This is a genomic window from Devosia algicola, assembly GCF_028816455.1.
Classification (GTDB): Bacteria; Pseudomonadota; Alphaproteobacteria; order Rhizobiales; family Devosiaceae; genus Devosia; species Devosia algicola.
This window is the reverse complement of sequence record NZ_CP118246.1, coordinates 1606230-1622756: the sequence shown is the minus strand read 5'-3', so window position 1 is coordinate 1622756 and position 16527 is coordinate 1606230. Positions and strand designations below refer to the sequence as shown.

The following is a 16527-nucleotide window of genomic DNA, read 5'->3' as shown; positions in this document are numbered from 1 at the left end:
GCCGCCCTTTCGGGTTGAACGATCCAGCCAAATTTTCCGGCACCGATTGAGCACCCAAAAAACCCGGCCAGCGTTCGGCTGGTCCTAAGCATCCACGCATGGGACTGGGCGACCCCATTCCCCCCGTCTTCCCGCCCGGCGCTTCGTCGGCGCCGCGTGTGTGGCGGGAACGGAAGCAGTATGGCACGGGGCGATCCGGCGGGGATATCTTTTCGGTTTTTCTACTCGTCGGCCAGCCATCTTTCCTGTTCGGGGTCGTAATGGGCGTGATGAAAGGCATCGAGCGCCAGGCTCAGCCTCGCGCAATATGTCGAGCAATGCCGCATTGGTTGGTGGCGGGGCATCAAGCGACAGGTGGGGCAGGGCGTTGGAAAAGGGTTCTCGCGAGGTGAGACGGTAGGTCTGAGCCAATAGATCGGCCACGAGCCGGGTCATGAGCGGCGCGGCGGGGGCGTTGGGGGCGGTTTGGGTGCGGGTGCTGAGGGTTTGCAGCAGATCGGCAAAGCGCGGGGCGAGGTCGAGATAGGCCAGCACCAGTTTATGGGAAATGATTGTGTCGTAATCGGTCATTTTTTCGGCCTCCTTTGGGGAGGCGGTATTATGAGCGGTGTCGGCGGGGTGGGGATTTGTTTGGGTTTTGGCGGCGGAGTTGCGGCCAGCACGGGGAGGCTGGTGGGGTTGGCGCCTTTGACATTTTTGGGGGCGCTTGACGGGCGGTTTGTGATGGTGGAGCGATCTCAGGATGGATTCCGGCCTGCGCCGGAATGACACCGGGTAATTGTTGCAATTCGGACCTATTTGCAAGTGTGGGTGGCGGGGGAGGTTTGTCTTTTTTTGGTAGGGAATGGGAGGGTTGGTGGGCTTGGGCAGGGGGGAGATTTTTTGGGGAGATGGGGCGGTTTGCTCAGGTGGGGCGTTTTTGGATTTTGGCTGCGCTGTTGTTGTTCCGGGCACGGCGTCACCCCGGCGGAGGCCGGGGTCCATCCTGAGATGTTGGCGGGGTTGCGCTGAATAGGCGGTTTGGGGGTGGGGGGAGATGTCACGATGGGTCCCGGGTCAAGCCCGGGATGACGTCCGGCGTGGTAGAAGGGCTAGAGAATATTTTGGGGAGGGGGAGGAAGGTTATCCGGCCAAGGCTGGGGCGGCCCGAAATGTTGGCGGGGGTGTTGGACAGGCGGTTTGTGGTGGTGGAGGGATCTCGGGATGGATTCCGGCCTGCGCCGGAATGACATTGTGGGCGCTTGTTGCAAGTGGGAATTATTTGCAAATGGGTGTGGCGGGGGCGGTTTGTGTTTACTGATGAAGGCAGGCGTAAAGCCCGCTTTCATCAGTGGTTGAATGACGATGGCCGTAACATGCTCATTCACCAAATCGGTCGTGTGCAAGGCCTCATGGAAATGTGCGCTGACATTGACCACTTCAAGCTTACTGCCGAGCGCCAAAAAACGGTATCTATAGCACCGTACTTGTTCGACGATATGAACCGGATCATTGATCCTACGCCCTAGCTTCAGGCATCAAATGGGGCACCAGCCTATAGAAAGATGGCCCGGTTATTCTTCGTCTGATGATTTGTCTTTCTCATTAGGTGCATTTCGCATCCCCCACGCCAACAAATCCTCTAAAGGCTTCCGGACTTGCGGGAAATCCCAATGAAAAGCTAACGAAATCAGAAGAATAACCGTAAGTAGGAATATAGCGGTAAACGCATACCAAGGGATCGACGTTGAGGCGAAACACAGACCGGCAATCGCCACGACAAAGCTTACGATGAACTTGCTATTATCAGTCTTTCGCTTCAGATACTCTAGTTCGTTTTCAAGCCTTGCGGCTTTGTCATCTACCTTTGGCCTAGGCGGCAATAACGCTCCGCCACTCGTCGGCGTACTCAGACCGGTTTCTGGCTTCTTCGATGATGTCTGTTTGGCGGATCGGGATACTTCTGATTCCTGGTTCATACCGCTGCGCCCATCCTCCTCGATCCCAGTGGGTAACTTCGATCAACTCACCGGGGGCAACGTCACCGAAATCCGACCAGACCGTAGCCAGACTTTCATGAGAGTCGCTCTCCTGCTTTAGAGTAAGCGCATCCCTGAATACATCTTCAACACGACCAGCGCCGAACATCTTTAACCGCCCGTAGAGTTTAGGAATCACAGGCCCGTAATCCCATGCTTGAAATTTATCACCAACCAACTCGGCTCCATTGCACCTAGCCGCGTGTTCGACCTGCGCCAAATACAGCAACTTTTGCAATTGTAGGTTTGAAATACTCCAGCCGCTTTGCTCGCACAGAAAACGAGCAGCGGTATCAAGTCGAATTGTCATCACTCCCACCTCATTTTGCTGCGCTGCTCCCGAAATCGGGCGCCGTGATATTGGCAACCATCAAGGCCACCTATTGAGTCAAAAACTATATAGTATTCTTGCACACGTTACCACAACATGGTTACAACGTGTTACCAGCGCAAGCCCTATGGGTCACACACGTATATAGGTCCCATTTCACGCAGCCGCTTCACCTCATCGCGCAGGCGGGCTCGGCCATTCGGGCGTAGCCCTCATGGCCTTCTCACCTAAAATCGCTCCACTGGAGCGATTTTGCCGCCAGAGTCGGCCGGTTCGAAGTCTCGAAAATTCGGGAAAGCCGCTAAGAGACCTCTCCCGATAAGGTATCGAGCTCCATTTCGCGCAAGCGTTTGACCTCGTCGCGTAGTCTTGCAGCCTTTTCGAATTCGAGATTGGTGGCGGCTTCGCGCATTTGGGATTCCATGTCCTTGATGACGGCGGCGAGGTTGGCGCCGACCTGGACTTGTTCCTTGCCGTCCTTGCCTTTGCCAATGGAAATTGTGACGTGGTCGCGTTCGGCGACGCTATCGACGATGTTGTGAATGTTGGATTTGACCGATTGCGGGGTGATGCCGTGTTCGGTGTTGTAGGCGATCTGTTTTTCGCGGCGGCGGTTGGTTTCGGCGATGGCGCGTTCCATTGAGCCGGTGATGCGGTCGGCATAGAGCACGACCTTGCCATCGACGTTGCGCGCGGCGCGGCCAATGGTTTGAATAAGCGAGGTTTCGGAGCGCAAAAAGCCTTCCTTATCGGCATCCAGAATGGCCACGAGGCCGCATTCGGGAATGTCCAGACCTTCGCGCAGCAAGTTGATGCCGACCAGCACGTCAAAGGCACCCAAGCGCAGATCGCGAATGATTTCAATGCGTTCGATGGTATCGACATCGGAGTGCATATAGCGGACGCGAATGCCCTGTTCGTGCAAATATTCGGTGAGGTCTTCGGCCATTTTCTTGGTCAAGACCGTCAACAGGGTGCGGTAGCCCGCCTTATTGGTCTGGCGGATTTCATCGACCACATCATCGACCTGGGCGGTCGCGGGGCGGATTTCAACCGGGGGATCAATCAGGCCGGTGGGGCGAATGACCTGTTCGGCAAAGACGCCGCCGGTCTGTTCCATTTCCCACGAACCGGGGGTGGCCGAGACATAGACGGACTGGGGCCGCATGGCGTTCCATTCCTCAAAGCGCAGCGGGCGATTATCCATGCAGCTTGGCAGGCGGAAGCCATATTCGGCCAATGTTGCCTTGCGGCGCAGGTCGCCGCGATACATGGCACCCAGCTGGCCGATGGTGACGTGGCTTTCGTCAACAAACACCAGCGCATTATCGGGGAGATATTCAAACAGGGTTGGCGGTGGCTCGCCGGGTTTGCGGCCGGAAAAGTAGCGCGAGTAATTTTCAATGCCGGCGCAGGAGCCGGTGGCTTCCATCATTTCGAGATCAAACAGGGTGCGTTGTTCGAGCCGCTGGGCTTCAAGAAAGCGCCCGGCGCCGTTGAGTTCCTGCAGGCGGGCATTGAGTTCGGCGCGGATCAGTTTGATCGCCTGATTCATGGTGGCGCGCGGGGTGACGTGGTGGGAATTGGCGTAGACGCGCACAAAGGTCAGGTCGGCGGATTTCTTGCCGGTCAGCGGATCGAACTCGGCGATGGATTCGATTTCATTGCCAAAGAGGGTAATGCGCCAGGCGGCGGCTTCATAGTGGGCCGGGAAGATTTCGACGGTATCGCCGCGCACCCGGAACGTGCCGCGGACAAAGCCGGTGTCGCCGCGCTTATATTGCAGGGCGACGAGTTTTGCCAACAATTCGCGCTGGTCGATCTTGTGGCCCTTGGCGAGATCGACGGTCATGGCGGTGTAGTCTTCGACCGAGCCGATGCCGTAAATGCAGGAGACGGACGAGACGATGATCACGTCATTACGTTCGAGAATCGAGCGGGTGGCGGCGTGGCGCATCCGGTCGATCTGTTCGTTGATGGTGGATTCCTTTTCGATATAGGTATCGGTGCGCGGGACATAGGCCTCGGGCTGATAGTAATCATAGTAGGAAACGAAATATTCGACCGCATTGTCGGGGAAGAAGCTCTTGAACTCGCCATAAAGCTGGGCGGCGAGGGTTTTGTTGGGGGCGAGAATGAGCGCGGGGCGGTTGGTCTGGGCGATGATTTGGGCGGCGGTAAAGGTTTTGCCGGAGCCGGTGACGCCGAGCAGGACCTGATCGGTTTCGCCATTGTTGACGCCCTCGATCAGGCTCGGCAATGGCGGTGGGCTGGTCGCCAGCGGGGGTGTATTCGGTTTGCAGGCGGAAGCGGCGCGAGGGATCGCGGACCGGGCGTTCGGGGCGGTGGGGCGCCCAGGGCGAGGAGCCTTCAACTTCCTTGCGGCCATGCAGAATGATCTGTTCGAGCGCCTTGACGGTGGCGGTGACGCCGACCGTTGCGGCATTGCCTAAGGATTTGCCGTCGCCGCCGGAGAGTTTTGATTTCCGCGCGGGTTTGACGCTGGCGGGTTCGTGGCCAAAACCGGCCTGTTCGGCTTCGCCAAAACCATCCAGATTGGTGGGGCGTTCGACCGAGTTCGCCTTGGATTTTGGCGCGCGCGGCGACATGCCGGTGACGGTATCGTGGCTGGATTTGGTGGTGCGGCGCTTTTCCAGCGCAGTTTTTTTGATAGCGGCTTTGGCCTCGGCGGCTTTTTTTGCGTCGGCCTCGGCGGCGGCTTTCTGGTCGGCGCGGTCGAGGGCGCGCTTGTTGCGCATGCGTTCGGCATAGAGCGGCTTGGACGCGACAATGTCCTCGGCCTTTTCAATCTCGCCGATGAAATCGTCGATATTGAATTCAGTTTTGCCCGGACGGGCGGATTTCTTGTCGGAGGCCATGAGCACCCTGCGTGAAATGAGAACCATCAAGATGGGGAATGTTGCGCCGATTGCAACGTTCCGTGCATCCTAGCACCGCAGGAACGGAGACGGAACGGGGGCGGTGTCAGTTTCTGGCAGCAGTGTGGGTGGCGGGGGACTAATTTGGGTGCTTTGGGTGGCGTGTGCTCGGAAAATAGGTTCTGCTGGCGCAGAAATGCGGGAGTGGTTCAAATGAGTGCAGCGATGTCGGGTGACGTGGCGGGGGTGCTTGAGGGCTTTCCGGGGCCGGTGCGGACGCGCCTGATGCAGGTCAGGGCGATGATATTTTCAGTAGCGGCGGAGACGCCGGGCGTCGGGGCGTTGACGGAAACGCTGAAATGGGGGGAGCCGGCCTATCTGACAGCAGCGACAAAAAGCGGGAGCACGATCCGGTTGGGATGGCCCAAGGATCGACCGGACTGCGTGGCGGTCTATTTCATCTGCACCACCAATCTGGTGGCGACGTTTCGGGATATTTTTGCCACGGAACTGGAATACGCCGGTGAGAGAGCGGTGCTCTTGCCGATCAAGGGGGTATGGGCTGAAGGGGCGTTGCGGCACTGTATCGGGATGGCGTTGACCTATCACAAGGCCAAAGCGGGGGCGGGCCGTACGGTCGTTCAAGCCTGACATTGATTTTCAAGGTTACAGACCGTGGCCGCCCCAGCGCCAATACATTCCCACAACCTGCTATGGTGGTTTTTTGAAAGGCAGCGCAAGTTATGTCCGTTGAAGCTCTATTACCTACCGCACGTTCCAGACTGGTCACGCTTGCCGATAGTGCTCCCCTCATTCGAGCGGCGGAACTTCTCCGCTCCGGAACTGATATTCTTGTCGTGTGCAACGACGACGGCGTGTTGCTGGGCGTCATCACCAAAACCGATGTCGTGAGCCAGATCAGCCAATGCCAAGGCAGCGGCTGCGTTAAGCCAGTATCCCTGGCAATGAAGTGCGATGTGATTTCGTGCCGGTCGGGCGACTCCTTGGCGGATTTGTGGGTCCGGATGAACGAGCGCGGTCTAAAAAACGTTCCCATTGTAGACGAAAACCTGCGACCGCTGGGCATTATCAATGCCCGAGACCTGCTTCAGGAATTGCTCAAGGAATCAACGGATGAAGAAGCCATGATGCGAGATTACGTGATGGGTGTTGGGTACCGTTAAGTCAAACCTCCCATACGGCACGCCAATGAGATGTTTCACAAGTCAGTAAACCGAAAATTTGACATTGATCGCGCCAGATTGAGTGGTAGTTGGTATGAATCCAGGGGTCGTGGAGATTGGCGCCCGTGGCTGACATCCCAACCTGTTTCATAGGCAAGTACGATGAAGCTGTTTTACTCGACCAACATCAATCCACGGGTCGCGGTTGCTACCGCCCGATTCCTCAAATCGCCGGTCGATCTTATTCAGCCGGACCGCGCCGATGCCGCGCAAATGGCGGATATCAAGCGGCTCAACCCGAATGGCCTCTATCCCATTCTGGTGGAGGATGACGGTTCGAGCCTGTGGGAGACGGACGCTATTGCGTGCCGATTGTCGGCGCTTGCGGGCTCCGATTTCTGGCGCACGGGCGTGGAAATGCCCAATATGATCCGCTGGGTTTCGTGGGCGAATATACATTTGAACCGCGCGGCGGACATGGTGATGTGGGAACGCGTGACAAAGCAACGCTACAATATGGGCGCCGTCGACCAAGGTGGTGTCGAGGAGGGACTCGCGGGGTTTCACGCGCACATGCCGGTGTTGGACGGTGCGCTGGCACGCCAGGCGTGGCTTTGCGGCGACCATATCTCGTTTGCCGATTTCCGCGTTGGCACGGTTTTGCGCTATCATGAGGAAGCCGGTTTGCCGTTGGCAGATTATCCCCATGTGAGCGCATGGCACGAACGGCTCATGCAGATTCCGGCATGGTCAGATACGTTTTCCGGACTCGCGTAGAGGCAATCAGTCCACGCGCCATTCAGCCACGGCCCCCAAGGCGATTAAATGAAGCGGCCTTCGGTGGGGGGCTGGCGGCGGGTGGGGGCACTGTCCATTGTGCCCTTGGCGGCGTCGAGTCGCTGGGCGGCGATGGAGAGGCGTTGTGGCCGGGCGACGAAAATGTGGGGATCGCCATAGTCATTGTCCCACTCATCTCCGGCGCAGCAGTTCCAATAAAGAATGACAAAGGCACCAAAAGGGATGAAGTTGAGAAAATACCACCAGCCTGATTTTCCGATATCATGCAGGCGGCGCACCGTTATCGAGATGCTGGGGATCGCGTGGAACAGCGCGACAATGGTGTAGAGCGAACCCAGACTGCTGACGCGGCTGAATGACCCGGTCAATTTCAGTTCGATAAAGAACACGCTGCTGATGATCAATAGCGCGACCAGCTGATAGATCCAGAACTGGGCACGCCCGGTACGGCCCGAAAACTCGAAATAGCAGATCATGGCATCAAAATAGGAACGCATGGCGAGCAATCCTAGGATTGGCGATTCTGCCACGATAGCGCGCAAGACTGATTTTGATGTGTAGGAATTTGGTAAAATTTTAGATTTTTTGGGGTGGGAGGAGGCGATTCAATAGCGCGAGTTACACAGATTCAACCATTGATGTATCGCGTTACTTTTATGTACTTTGCCCATGGTGGTCATTTGCATTCGGAGTTTGTCGTGGATGCACAAAAAGCTATTATTCAGGACGAACTCTTGTTTGCGGCGGTCGGGCGGCTCGCCGTTTCTTGGGCACATCTGGAGTTTGGGTTGGACTCTATGATTCTGATCATTCACAACGGGATGAACAATTCAGCATACGAAAAAAGTCTACCAAAGGTCCTTAGCGCAAAAATTCAGTATTTGCGTGATGCCTTTAACCGACTCGGTATACCCGATGCTGCCCGTCCTCAATACGAATCGTTTCTAGAGGAAGTTAGTTCTTTGTCGGATACGCGGCATGACATTATTCACGGGTTCCCAATTTTCCACCCATCTGACTCCGGTGAAGCCAAACTAATACGGCTTAAAATTCAAAAATCGGGATGGGCACACAAGGAAGTAATAATCGACATTAACTCAGTCAACCAAGCATCCCGCGAATCCATGGTGCTTGCCAACAGGGCTACCAAATGGGCCGTTACTATGTTTGATGCCTACAGGGCGTATATTGAAGGCAAGAAATAGCAGGCTCGACCCACTAGGACATGTCGCCCGGCGCTACCTTGATGGCGAAAGAAGGGTTGTGGCGGTGGCATTGTTAAAGATATTGCCACGAGCGCTAGAAGAGCGACAGTCAGTCGTCCTGCAGGCCGATTTTGGGTTCGGTGCGGTCCTTCAGGTTCGGCGCGGCGGTGGCTAATTGGCAGTGCAGGCCAGTGGGGGCGAAATCCATGGTGAGCCTGACTGTTGAAGTCAGCCTTGAGGACGCGCTCGATGAGTTTGGAGCCAAAACCGCGACGGTTGGGTTTGGCAACGGCGGGGCCGCCATGTTCGCGCCAGTCCATGGTGAAAATGTCATCATCGCCTGCCTCGGACAGTTGCCAGTGCAAGGTCACGCGACCGGACTGGTTGGAGAGGGCGCCATATTTGATGGCGTTGGTCATCAATTCATGAATGGCCAGGGCGAGTGATATGGCCTGTTTGGAGCCCAGTGTGACCTCGGGACCCGCGGTGGTCACGCGTCCGGCATAGGCAGGGTGGGAATCGAGTGCGGTTTTGATAACATCGGTGATTTCGGCCGTGGCCCAGGTGGTGGTGGTCAAAATGTCGTGGGCGCTGCCGAAAATTGAGAGGCGGCGGCGGAATATGTCGAGTGGACCATCCTGTCCGGTGCCGCTGAGCGTTTGAGTGGCGATGGCGCTGACCATGGCCAGCGTGTTCTTGACGCGATGTTTGAGTTCGGCATTGATCAGGCGCAGATGCTCTTCAGCCTGAACGTGGTCGGTTACGTCGCTGCCTTCGACAAATATGCCGGTGACATTGTTGTAGGCATCCAGAATGGGCTGGTAGACGAAATCGAGAAAGGATTGACGCGGCGCTGTTTCAGAATCGTCCTGAAAATAAATCGGGACACGACGCCCAACATACGCCTTGCCGGAGGTGTAGACATTGTCGAGTAACTCAATAAATCCCTGACCCTCGACTTCTGGCAGTGCTTCGCGCACCGGTTTGCCGAGATATTGCCGCCCGCCAATCAATTTACGATAGGCGGCGTTGGTCAGTTCGAAGATGTGATCCGGGCCGCGCAGGACGGCCATGAAACCGGGGGACTGCTCGAACATGTCCATGAGGTGTTGCGAGTGGTTAGCCAGCCGATCCTTGATCAAATGCTGTTCGGTCACGTCGTTGCACACCACCAGCACCCCACCGACACCACCTTCGATGTCGATGGGGCTGTAGCTATAAGTCCACCAAACCTGTTCGAGCTTGCCGTGGCGGGTGACGGGAACGAGGCGATCCTCGTCCCAGGTTGAACCGCGACCGGCCATGACCTGTTCGATCTGGGGGCCAATAATGGGCCAGATTTCCTGCCAGCAATCGCGACCGCACTGGCCGAGGGCCGAAGGGTGGCGTTCGGGGCCCATGGTGAGCCTGTAGGCGTCGTTATAAAACTGGATGAGGTCGGGACCCCACCAGATAAACATGGGATGGCGGGTATTGAGAATGAGCCGGATGGTCAGACGCAGGCTTTGCGGCCAGTTTTCGGGCGGGCCGAGGGGCGAGTTGGCCCAGTCGTGGGCGCGCATCAGCTGTCCCATTTCGCCGCCATCGGCCATGAAGTCGAGGGATTTTTCGGGTTTGGTCATGGCGGTTCCGTGACGTTGAGGGGCACTGCGGAATCAAGATTATCGGAAAGGCTGCGTAGCGGCGAGGGGTTGGTCTGAATCAGTCCGAGGGCGCTCGCCTGGCAGGTTTGAAAGGGGTCATGCCGTCGTTGGCGAGTTGGTCGGCGCGTTCGTTAAGGTCGTGCCCGGCGTGGCCCTTGACCCATTTCCACGTTATGGTGTGGCGCTTGGTGGCTTCGTCCAGTGCCTGCCAGAGTTCGAGGTTCTTGACAGGCTTCCTGTCAGCGGTGCGCCAGCCGTTCTTCTTCCAGCCATGCATCCAGGCTCTGGATGCCGTTTTTGACATATTGGCTATCGGTATGTAGCTCGACCGTGCAGGGGCGTTTGAGGGCGTTGAGTGCCTCGATGGCGGCGGTCAGTTCCATCTTGTTGTTGGTGGTCAGCTGCGCGCCACCCTTCAACTCGCGGGTCTTGTCGCCATATTGCAGTATGGCACCCCAGCCGCCGGGCCCGGGATTGCCCGAGCAGGCACCGTCAGTATGGATGATGACAGTGTCGGTCATGGCGCGGGTCGATGCAGGATGTGAAACTGGGCGGTAATGCCCTGATAGGTGTCGATATGGGTTTTTTCCATGCCGATACCCGTCAGAATGGCAAGGGACGGGGCGTTGCGCACGTCGGCAAAGCCGATGAAATGGTCCCAGTCGGTATTTTGAAAAATCCAGTCTCGCAGCCCAATGGCGGCCTCAGTGGCATAGCCCATGCCGCGATATTGGGGCAGCAGGGCATAGCCGATTTCGGGTTCGCCGGTGGGCGGGTGCAGGCCAAATCCGGCGCGGCCGACGAAGGCGCCATCGGATTTGCGGATCAGGCGCAGTTTGCCCATGCGGTGGGTCGCAAAGATCTCAATCCAGAGCGCCAGGCTCTTGGCCGCTTCGGCCTCGGTCCAGGCGTGGCCGTCGGCCGAGAGATAGCGGGCGGTGGCTGGATCGCCATGCAGCGCCATCAGGTCCGGCAGTTGGCCGGCGTGCCAGCCAGATAGCGAGAGACGCTCGGTTTCAAACAGTTTCAGATCGTTCATCGGGCGGACTGGACTTCCATGGAGCGCAGTTCGCGCGGAATGTTGAAGGCGATATTTTCGCGAGCGGTGACGCGGGCCTCGACCTTGATGTCGTAGCGCTGGGCGAATGCTTCGATGACTTCATCGACCAATTGTTCGGGGGCGGAGGCGCCCGCTGATACGCCGAGGCGCTTGATACCTTCAAAGCGCGACCAATCAATATCGGAGGCACGATCAACCAGCATGGCGCGTTTGCAGCCGGAGCGTTCGGCCACTTCGACAAGGCGCAGGGAATTTGAAGAATTGGGCGAGCCGACCACGATCATGGCGTCCACCTCGGGCGCGACGGATTTGATGGCTTCCTGACGATTGGTGGTGGCGTAGCAAATGTCTTCCTTGTGCGGGCCATTGATGGCCGGGAAGCGCGACTGGAGGGCGGTCACGATCTCGCGGGTGTCATCAACCGACAAGGTGGTCTGGGTAACAAAAGCCAGCGTATCGGGGTTTTTCGGGGAAAAGGCCATGGCGTCGGCAACGGTTTCGACCAACGATATGGCGCCGGGGGGCAGTTGACCCATGGTGCCCACCACTTCGGGGTGGCCCTTGTGGCCGATCAGGACGATTTCGTGGCCTTCGGCAAAGTGGCGCTGGGCTTCGACATGCACCTTGGACACCAGCGGGCAAGTGGCATCGAGAAAGAACATGTTGCGGGTTTTGGCGTCAGCGGGCACGCTTTTGGGCACGCCGTGAGCCGAGAAAACCACCGGGGCTTCGGTGTCGGGGATTTCGTCGAGTTCTTCGACGAAAATGGCGCCTTTGTCACGCAGACCATCAACGACATATTTGTTATGCACGATGGCGTGGCGGACATAGACCGGGGCGCCGTATTTTTCGAGCGCCAGTTCAACGATCTGGATGGCGCGATCGACCCCGGCGCAAAAACCGCGCGGGGCACAGAGTAGAATGTCGAGATGTGGCCGTGTTTGCATAGCAGTTCAGATGCTTTCCCGGGACGGACAAGTCAAGTGTTGTTGCTCCCAAGGGCATGGATAGGCAATATGGCGGCAATAGACAACCAAAGGACAACCCGGTGAGCCTTGGCCCAGGAAATGTTTGCGATCGCTCCGGCGACGGGCAAGGCAAACCTGTCCGCAACCCAACTCAAATTGTTGGCGGGCAAGTCGCGCTGGATCTATCGCGTCGGCGAAGCGGGGTTTCCAACCGTGCCGACGGTTGCCATTACCCGCACCGCCTGGGAGGCATTGCAGGCCGAACGGGTGCGCAAGGATGACAAGCTGCGGGTGCATTGGGTGGCATGCCTGGTGCGGCTGGTGGGGGCGAGCGGCAAGCCGCCGATGCTGGTGGTGCGCACTTCGGCCAGCGTTCACAATGGCGGGTTGATGCCGGCCAAGACGGCCATTCCGGCGCCAACCAGCGAGGCTGATTCTGTTGATCCGACGCGACCATTGGCGCGGGCGATCAAGAATGCCTTTGACAGTTATGGGGTTTCCGGCGGGCACTGGGGCCGTCCGCGCTCGGACGATGAACGGGCACGGCAGATCGTTCTGGTCCAGGCCGAGGCTGAGGGCGAAGCCGAGCGCTTTTTGACCCGCAACCGGCAGACCGGGGCGCTGGGGCCGGCGGCTGCGGGACCGGGCGGGTTGCCGAAATTGCCCGACAGCATTGAGGCGCTGGTCACCCTGCTTGACGCCAAGGCGGGGCGGCACTTGGAGTGTCTGGTTGCAGTCAAGCGCGGGCAGGTGCAGTTCCTGTCGGCGCGCCCGATACGGGCCAGTGCGGCGGCAGAGCCTGGAGGCGGCGGTTGATCGGGTCAAGGCCAAGGTGTGGACCAAGCAAACGGCGGTGTCGCGGGTGGATGCCGGGCGGTTGTCGCTATTGCTGCATCCCAGCCTTAAATCGAGTGAAGGGGCCAGCCCGATTGCCACCGGCCTCGGCGTAGCGCCGGGGGCGGCCAGCGGGCTTGTGACTTTTACCGCCGAGGACGCGGCGCGGCTGCGCGCGCGGGGTAAACATTGCATTTTGGTGGTGACCGAAACCGGACCAGCCGACATTGAAGGCATGAAAGCGGCGACGGGGATATTGACGGCGCGCGGCGGCATGACAAGCCATGCCGGGGTGATTGCGCGCATTACCGGCAAACCGTGTGTGGCCGGGGTGCGCACGCTGACCGTCGATCTGGCGGAAATGAGTTGTCGGATCGGGGATCGCGAGTTTCACGCCGGGGATCGACTGACCATCGATGGCAGCGATGGCTGCGTTTATGCGGGCATGCTGGCACTGGCCCAACCCCATATTGGCGGGGCGATGGGCACGGTGCTCGGGTGGTCGGATGCCAGCCGCAAAGCGGCGGTGCGCACCAATGTGGAAACGGTTGAATCAGCAAAGACAGCACTGAGTTTTGGCGCAGAGGGCATCGGGCTGGCGCGCTCGGAGCATATGTTTTTTTCGCCAGAGCGCATGTTGGCACTGCGGCGGATGATCCTGAGCGAAGACGAGGAAGATCGAAGCCGGGCGATTGGCGGGCTGGTGGATTTCCAGACCGGGGATTATTCGGCGCTGTTTTCGACCATGGCCGGCATGCCGGTCAATGTGCGGCTGTTCGATCCGCCGCTGCATGAATTTTTGCCGCGTGGCGAGGAGGAAATTGACGATACCGCCGCCTCGCTGGGATTGGCGGTGCGGGCACTGCGGCTGCGCCTTGAGCGGTTGGCCGAGATCAATCCGATGCTGGGGCATCGCGGCGTGCGGCTGGCGATCACCTATCCCGAAATCCTGCAAATGCAGATGCAGGCGGTGCTGGCGGGCGCGCGTGCGGCGAGCGAAACCCAGAGCGAGCCGGTATTGGTCGAGGTGATGGTGCCGTTTGTTTCGACGGCGACCGAGGTGGCGTTCGTGCGCGAACGGGTCGACGCGATGGTCGCCAACTCGGGATTGTTGCGGTCGGACCGGGTGCAGTTTTCTTTTGGTACGATGATCGAGTTGCCGCGCGCCTGCCTTCGGGCAGGTGATATTGCACAAATGGTTGATTTCTTCTCGTTTGGTACCAATGATTTGACGCAAACGACCTTTGGCATTTCGCGCGACGACGCGCCGACTTTTCTGGCCGCCTATCAGCGCAAGGGCATTTATGACAGTGATCCGTTTGTCAGCGTCGACGAAAAAGGGGTTGGCGAACTGATCGCCATGGCGATCGAGCGGGGGCGGGCGGCCAACCCTCGGCTCAAGATCGGCATTTGCGGGGAAAATGCCGGTGACCCGGCCTCGCTGCGCTTCTTTGCCGGTTTGGGCGTGGATTATGTCAGCTGCTCACCCTATCGTGTGCCGGTAGCGCGGTTGACGCTGGCGCAGTCGCGTGGCTAGGTCACTTAAATCGCAATCAAAAATTCCCATATGAGGGGAATGATTTTGGGGTGGAGCGCATCGGCATAGTGAAAATCTGGATCGGACTGGCACTGGTGCCAATGATGACAGCGGGCGTTTCCGTAGCGAGCGCCCAGGAGAATGGAGCGAGCCTGCGCCGCCATTAGTGACGCGAGCGGGCGGTTGGCGTGCTACGACGCGATTTTTCGGCCCAACGCGCCGGCTGAAGGTTCGGTATCGGTAGTTTTTACCTCCGAGCAATCGATTCCAGCGCGGCCCAGCGGGCGCGGGCAGGCAACGATGACGGTGAGCTGCGACGCGGGCAAACTTAGCGTGGCGTTTGCATTTGCCGGACACGCATTGTCTGGCACCAGCCGGGATTCGGGGATTACGCTGCAGCCGGACCTGCAGCCGGCGCGGACCCGGACCCTACCGGCATCAGCTGACAACCGTTCGCTGCTGATCGACAATACGCAGGAGGCGGTGACGTTTCTGGAGCAGCTGGAAGGGGCCACCAATTTGAGCGTGCGCACCACGCCGTTTAATTATCGTTCGCTTTCGGTGCGGTTTCGCATCGATAATGCCACCGATCTATTGGCGCCGGTTCGCGCCGCCTGCGAGTAAAAGATGGACGCCCCCAGACCCAAGCTGATTGTTGTGCTGGCATTCGATCCGGGTGACGACGGCATGTTGGGGCCGGCCATGGAGCCGATGCAGTTTGAAACCGAGGACCGAGCCAAGCGCTTTGCCCGAGACCTTGCCGACAAGCATGCCGGGGTGATCGCCTGGTCGCGCACCGCCGACCCCGATCTGGGCGAATTCGGCGATCCGGTGGAACTGGTGCGCTATGGCGACGTGCCCGATCTGGAATAGATTTGGTCCGGTTCAGTCCATAACCGCGGCAGGCTTTATTGAATATTCGTCGTTTGGCTGTGTTTGTTTGGGTTAGTTCAACTGGCGAAATTGAGCGCAGCGCGTAAACTCTTCTTTGACCCGTTGTATTGTAAATTACAGCTCAAATTTGGCTGAAATTGAGTTACACGTCAGGAACGAGTTGATGAAACTGCGTAATCTGCTATTTGCAACCACCGCGTTTGCGACACTTGTTGGGCATGGTGTGGCGCTGGGTGACGACTGGACCGCCGACCGGCTGCGGGGCATCGTGATGCAACTGGATGGTACCGATTGGCGACCCGTGGTGCGCGGTGAGGTCATTTCCGATGATCGCCATATCAGAACGCTGGCCAGCGGACGCGTCGAGTTTGTGCGCGGGGCCGAACGCATTTCGGTGGGCGGCGATACCGACATTCAGATTTCGGACGCTACCGGGCGGCGCATGACCACGGTCAAGCAGCTGATCGGCACCGTTTCGATTGAAGCCGAGCACAAGAATGTCCAACATTTTTCAGTGTTGACACCCTATCTTGCGGCGATCGTCAAGGGTACCAGATTCACCGTTCGCATTCGGGACGGCGCCACGCGGGTAAATGTCGATCGCGGTGTGGTCGAGGTGCACGACCGGGTCCATGAGGTTTCCGCCAATGTGGGCCGCGGGCAGGCGGCGTCAGTATCCGATTACGAGGTGCTTGAAGTGTCGGGCCCCGGTGCCAGCACGGTAATGACGACAGACGATGGCAAATTTGTCGAACGCAAGACCGTTGTTGCGCATTTCGACAATCTGGCGAACGAGCAAAGTGGCGACGACGACAATGAGGATGGCCACAAAGGTGGCAACAAGGACAAGGATAAAGACAAAGGCGGCGGTCACGGAAATAGTGGCGGCAAGGGCTATGGCAATGGCGGTGGCGGCGGCCACGGCAATGGTAATGGCGGCGGTAATGGCAATGGCCACGGCTGGGGCAACAGCGGCGGCAACGGTCATGGCAACAGTGGCAACAGTGGTGGCGGTAGCCACGGCGGTGGCGGCAATGGCAATGGCAACAGTGGCAACAGCGGTGGCGGCGGCAATGGCAATGGCAACGGTGGCAACAGTGGCGGCGGCGGCCACGGCAATGGTAATGGCGGCGGTAATGGTGGCAACAACGGCAAGGGCGGCGGCAGGCACTAGCC

The 16527-nt window shown here is 58.6% G+C and carries 15 protein-coding genes and 3 pseudogenes; 10 read left to right on the top strand and 8 right to left on the bottom strand.

All coding sequences use genetic code 11. From position 1 onward, the window contains the following. Window positions 1-84: 84 nt before the first annotated feature. The 3 genes and pseudogenes from PSQ19_RS08630 to uvrB form a co-directional block, all read right to left on the bottom strand. Entirely contained in the window at window positions 85-570 is a 486-nt protein-coding gene (locus tag PSQ19_RS08630) for a hypothetical protein (protein ID WP_282220442.1), read from the bottom strand. Between the two features lie 1281 nt (window positions 571-1851). Next, complete coding sequence (locus PSQ19_RS08625) at window positions 1852-2328, bottom strand: Panacea domain-containing protein (protein ID WP_282220441.1); 477 nt, start codon at window positions 2326-2328, stop codon at window positions 1852-1854. 322 nt (window positions 2329-2650) lie between these two features. After that, window positions 2651-5108: pseudogene (uvrB, locus tag PSQ19_RS08620) on the bottom strand (excinuclease ABC subunit UvrB). Between the two features lie 333 nt (window positions 5109-5441). Between uvrB and PSQ19_RS08615 the strand changes: the two are divergent. The 3 genes from PSQ19_RS08615 (at window position 5442) to PSQ19_RS08605 (ending at window position 7189) form a co-directional block, all read left to right on the top strand. After that, window positions 5442-5879, top strand: a complete 438-nt coding sequence (locus PSQ19_RS08615; protein ID WP_282220440.1) for a DUF1801 domain-containing protein — start codon at window positions 5442-5444, stop codon at window positions 5877-5879. Between the two features lie 92 nt (window positions 5880-5971). Then, window positions 5972-6412, top strand: coding sequence for a CBS domain-containing protein (locus PSQ19_RS08610; RefSeq protein WP_282220439.1), 441 nt, complete (start codon window positions 5972-5974; stop codon window positions 6410-6412). A gap of 162 nt (window positions 6413-6574) precedes the next feature. Then, on the top strand, window positions 6575-7189 hold the full coding sequence (locus PSQ19_RS08605) for a glutathione S-transferase family protein (RefSeq protein WP_282220438.1): 615 nt from the start codon (window positions 6575-6577) through the stop codon (window positions 7187-7189). Window positions 7190-7233: 44 nt separating this feature from the next. Here PSQ19_RS08605 and PSQ19_RS08600 read toward each other — a convergent pair whose 3' ends face one another. Next, entirely contained in the window at window positions 7234-7707 is a 474-nt protein-coding gene (locus tag PSQ19_RS08600; RefSeq protein WP_282220437.1) for a DUF805 domain-containing protein, read from the bottom strand. 138 nt (window positions 7708-7845) lie between these two features. Between PSQ19_RS08600 and PSQ19_RS08595 the strand changes: the two genes are divergently transcribed. Further along, complete coding sequence (locus PSQ19_RS08595; protein WP_282220436.1) at window positions 7846-8415, top strand: hypothetical protein; 570 nt, start codon at window positions 7846-7848, stop codon at window positions 8413-8415. Here the strand turns inward: PSQ19_RS08595 and PSQ19_RS08590 are convergent. The 4 genes and pseudogenes from PSQ19_RS08590 to ispH all read right to left on the bottom strand — a co-directional run bounded on the left by PSQ19_RS08590 (window position 8385) and on the right by ispH (window position 12065). Continuing rightward, window positions 8385-10037: a sensor histidine kinase gene (locus PSQ19_RS08590; protein ID WP_282220435.1), complete on the bottom strand. Its 1653-nt coding sequence runs from the start codon at window positions 10035-10037 to the stop codon at window positions 8385-8387. The genes PSQ19_RS08595 and PSQ19_RS08590 overlap by 31 nt on opposite strands. A gap of 79 nt (window positions 10038-10116) precedes the next feature. Next, a pseudogene (gene rnhA, locus PSQ19_RS08585) lies at window positions 10117-10579 on the bottom strand (ribonuclease HI). Continuing rightward, complete coding sequence (locus tag PSQ19_RS08580) at window positions 10576-11097, bottom strand: GNAT family N-acetyltransferase (protein ID WP_282220434.1); 522 nt, start codon at window positions 11095-11097, stop codon at window positions 10576-10578. Before PSQ19_RS08580 ends, rnhA begins: the two are co-directional and overlap by 4 nt. Further along, complete coding sequence (gene ispH / locus PSQ19_RS08575; RefSeq protein ID WP_282220433.1) at window positions 11094-12065, bottom strand: 4-hydroxy-3-methylbut-2-enyl diphosphate reductase; 972 nt, start codon at window positions 12063-12065, stop codon at window positions 11094-11096. The genes PSQ19_RS08580 and ispH overlap by 4 nt, the downstream gene beginning before the upstream one ends. Window positions 12066-12185: 120 nt before the next feature. Between ispH and PSQ19_RS08570 the strand changes: the two genes are divergently transcribed. From PSQ19_RS08570 to PSQ19_RS08550, 6 genes and pseudogenes are all read left to right on the top strand, one after another. After that, the gene (locus PSQ19_RS08570; protein ID WP_282220432.1) at window positions 12186-12902 is read left to right on the top strand and encodes a hypothetical protein; all 717 of its coding nucleotides are present in this window, start codon (window positions 12186-12188) and stop codon (window positions 12900-12902) included. After that, window positions 12871-13338, top strand: a pseudogene (locus PSQ19_RS20120) (PEP-utilizing enzyme); the annotation flags it as partial. The gene PSQ19_RS08570 and the pseudogene PSQ19_RS20120, both read left to right, overlap by 32 nt. Window positions 13339-13365: 27 nt before the next feature. Next, complete coding sequence (locus tag PSQ19_RS08565) at window positions 13366-14457, top strand: putative PEP-binding protein (protein WP_456077518.1); 1092 nt, start codon at window positions 13366-13368, stop codon at window positions 14455-14457. A gap of 183 nt (window positions 14458-14640) precedes the next feature. Then, on the top strand, window positions 14641-15081 hold the full coding sequence (locus PSQ19_RS08560) for a hypothetical protein (protein WP_282220430.1): 441 nt from the start codon (window positions 14641-14643) through the stop codon (window positions 15079-15081). Between the two features lie 3 nt (window positions 15082-15084). Beyond that, window positions 15085-15330 carry a hypothetical protein gene (locus PSQ19_RS08555; protein ID WP_282220429.1) on the top strand — a complete coding sequence of 82 codons (246 nt, stop codon included), beginning with the start codon at window positions 15085-15087 and terminating at the stop codon, window positions 15328-15330. A gap of 184 nt (window positions 15331-15514) precedes the next feature. Beyond that, complete coding sequence (locus PSQ19_RS08550; protein ID WP_282220428.1) at window positions 15515-16525, top strand: FecR family protein; 1011 nt, start codon at window positions 15515-15517, stop codon at window positions 16523-16525. The last annotated feature ends 2 nt before the right edge of the window (window positions 16526-16527 follow it).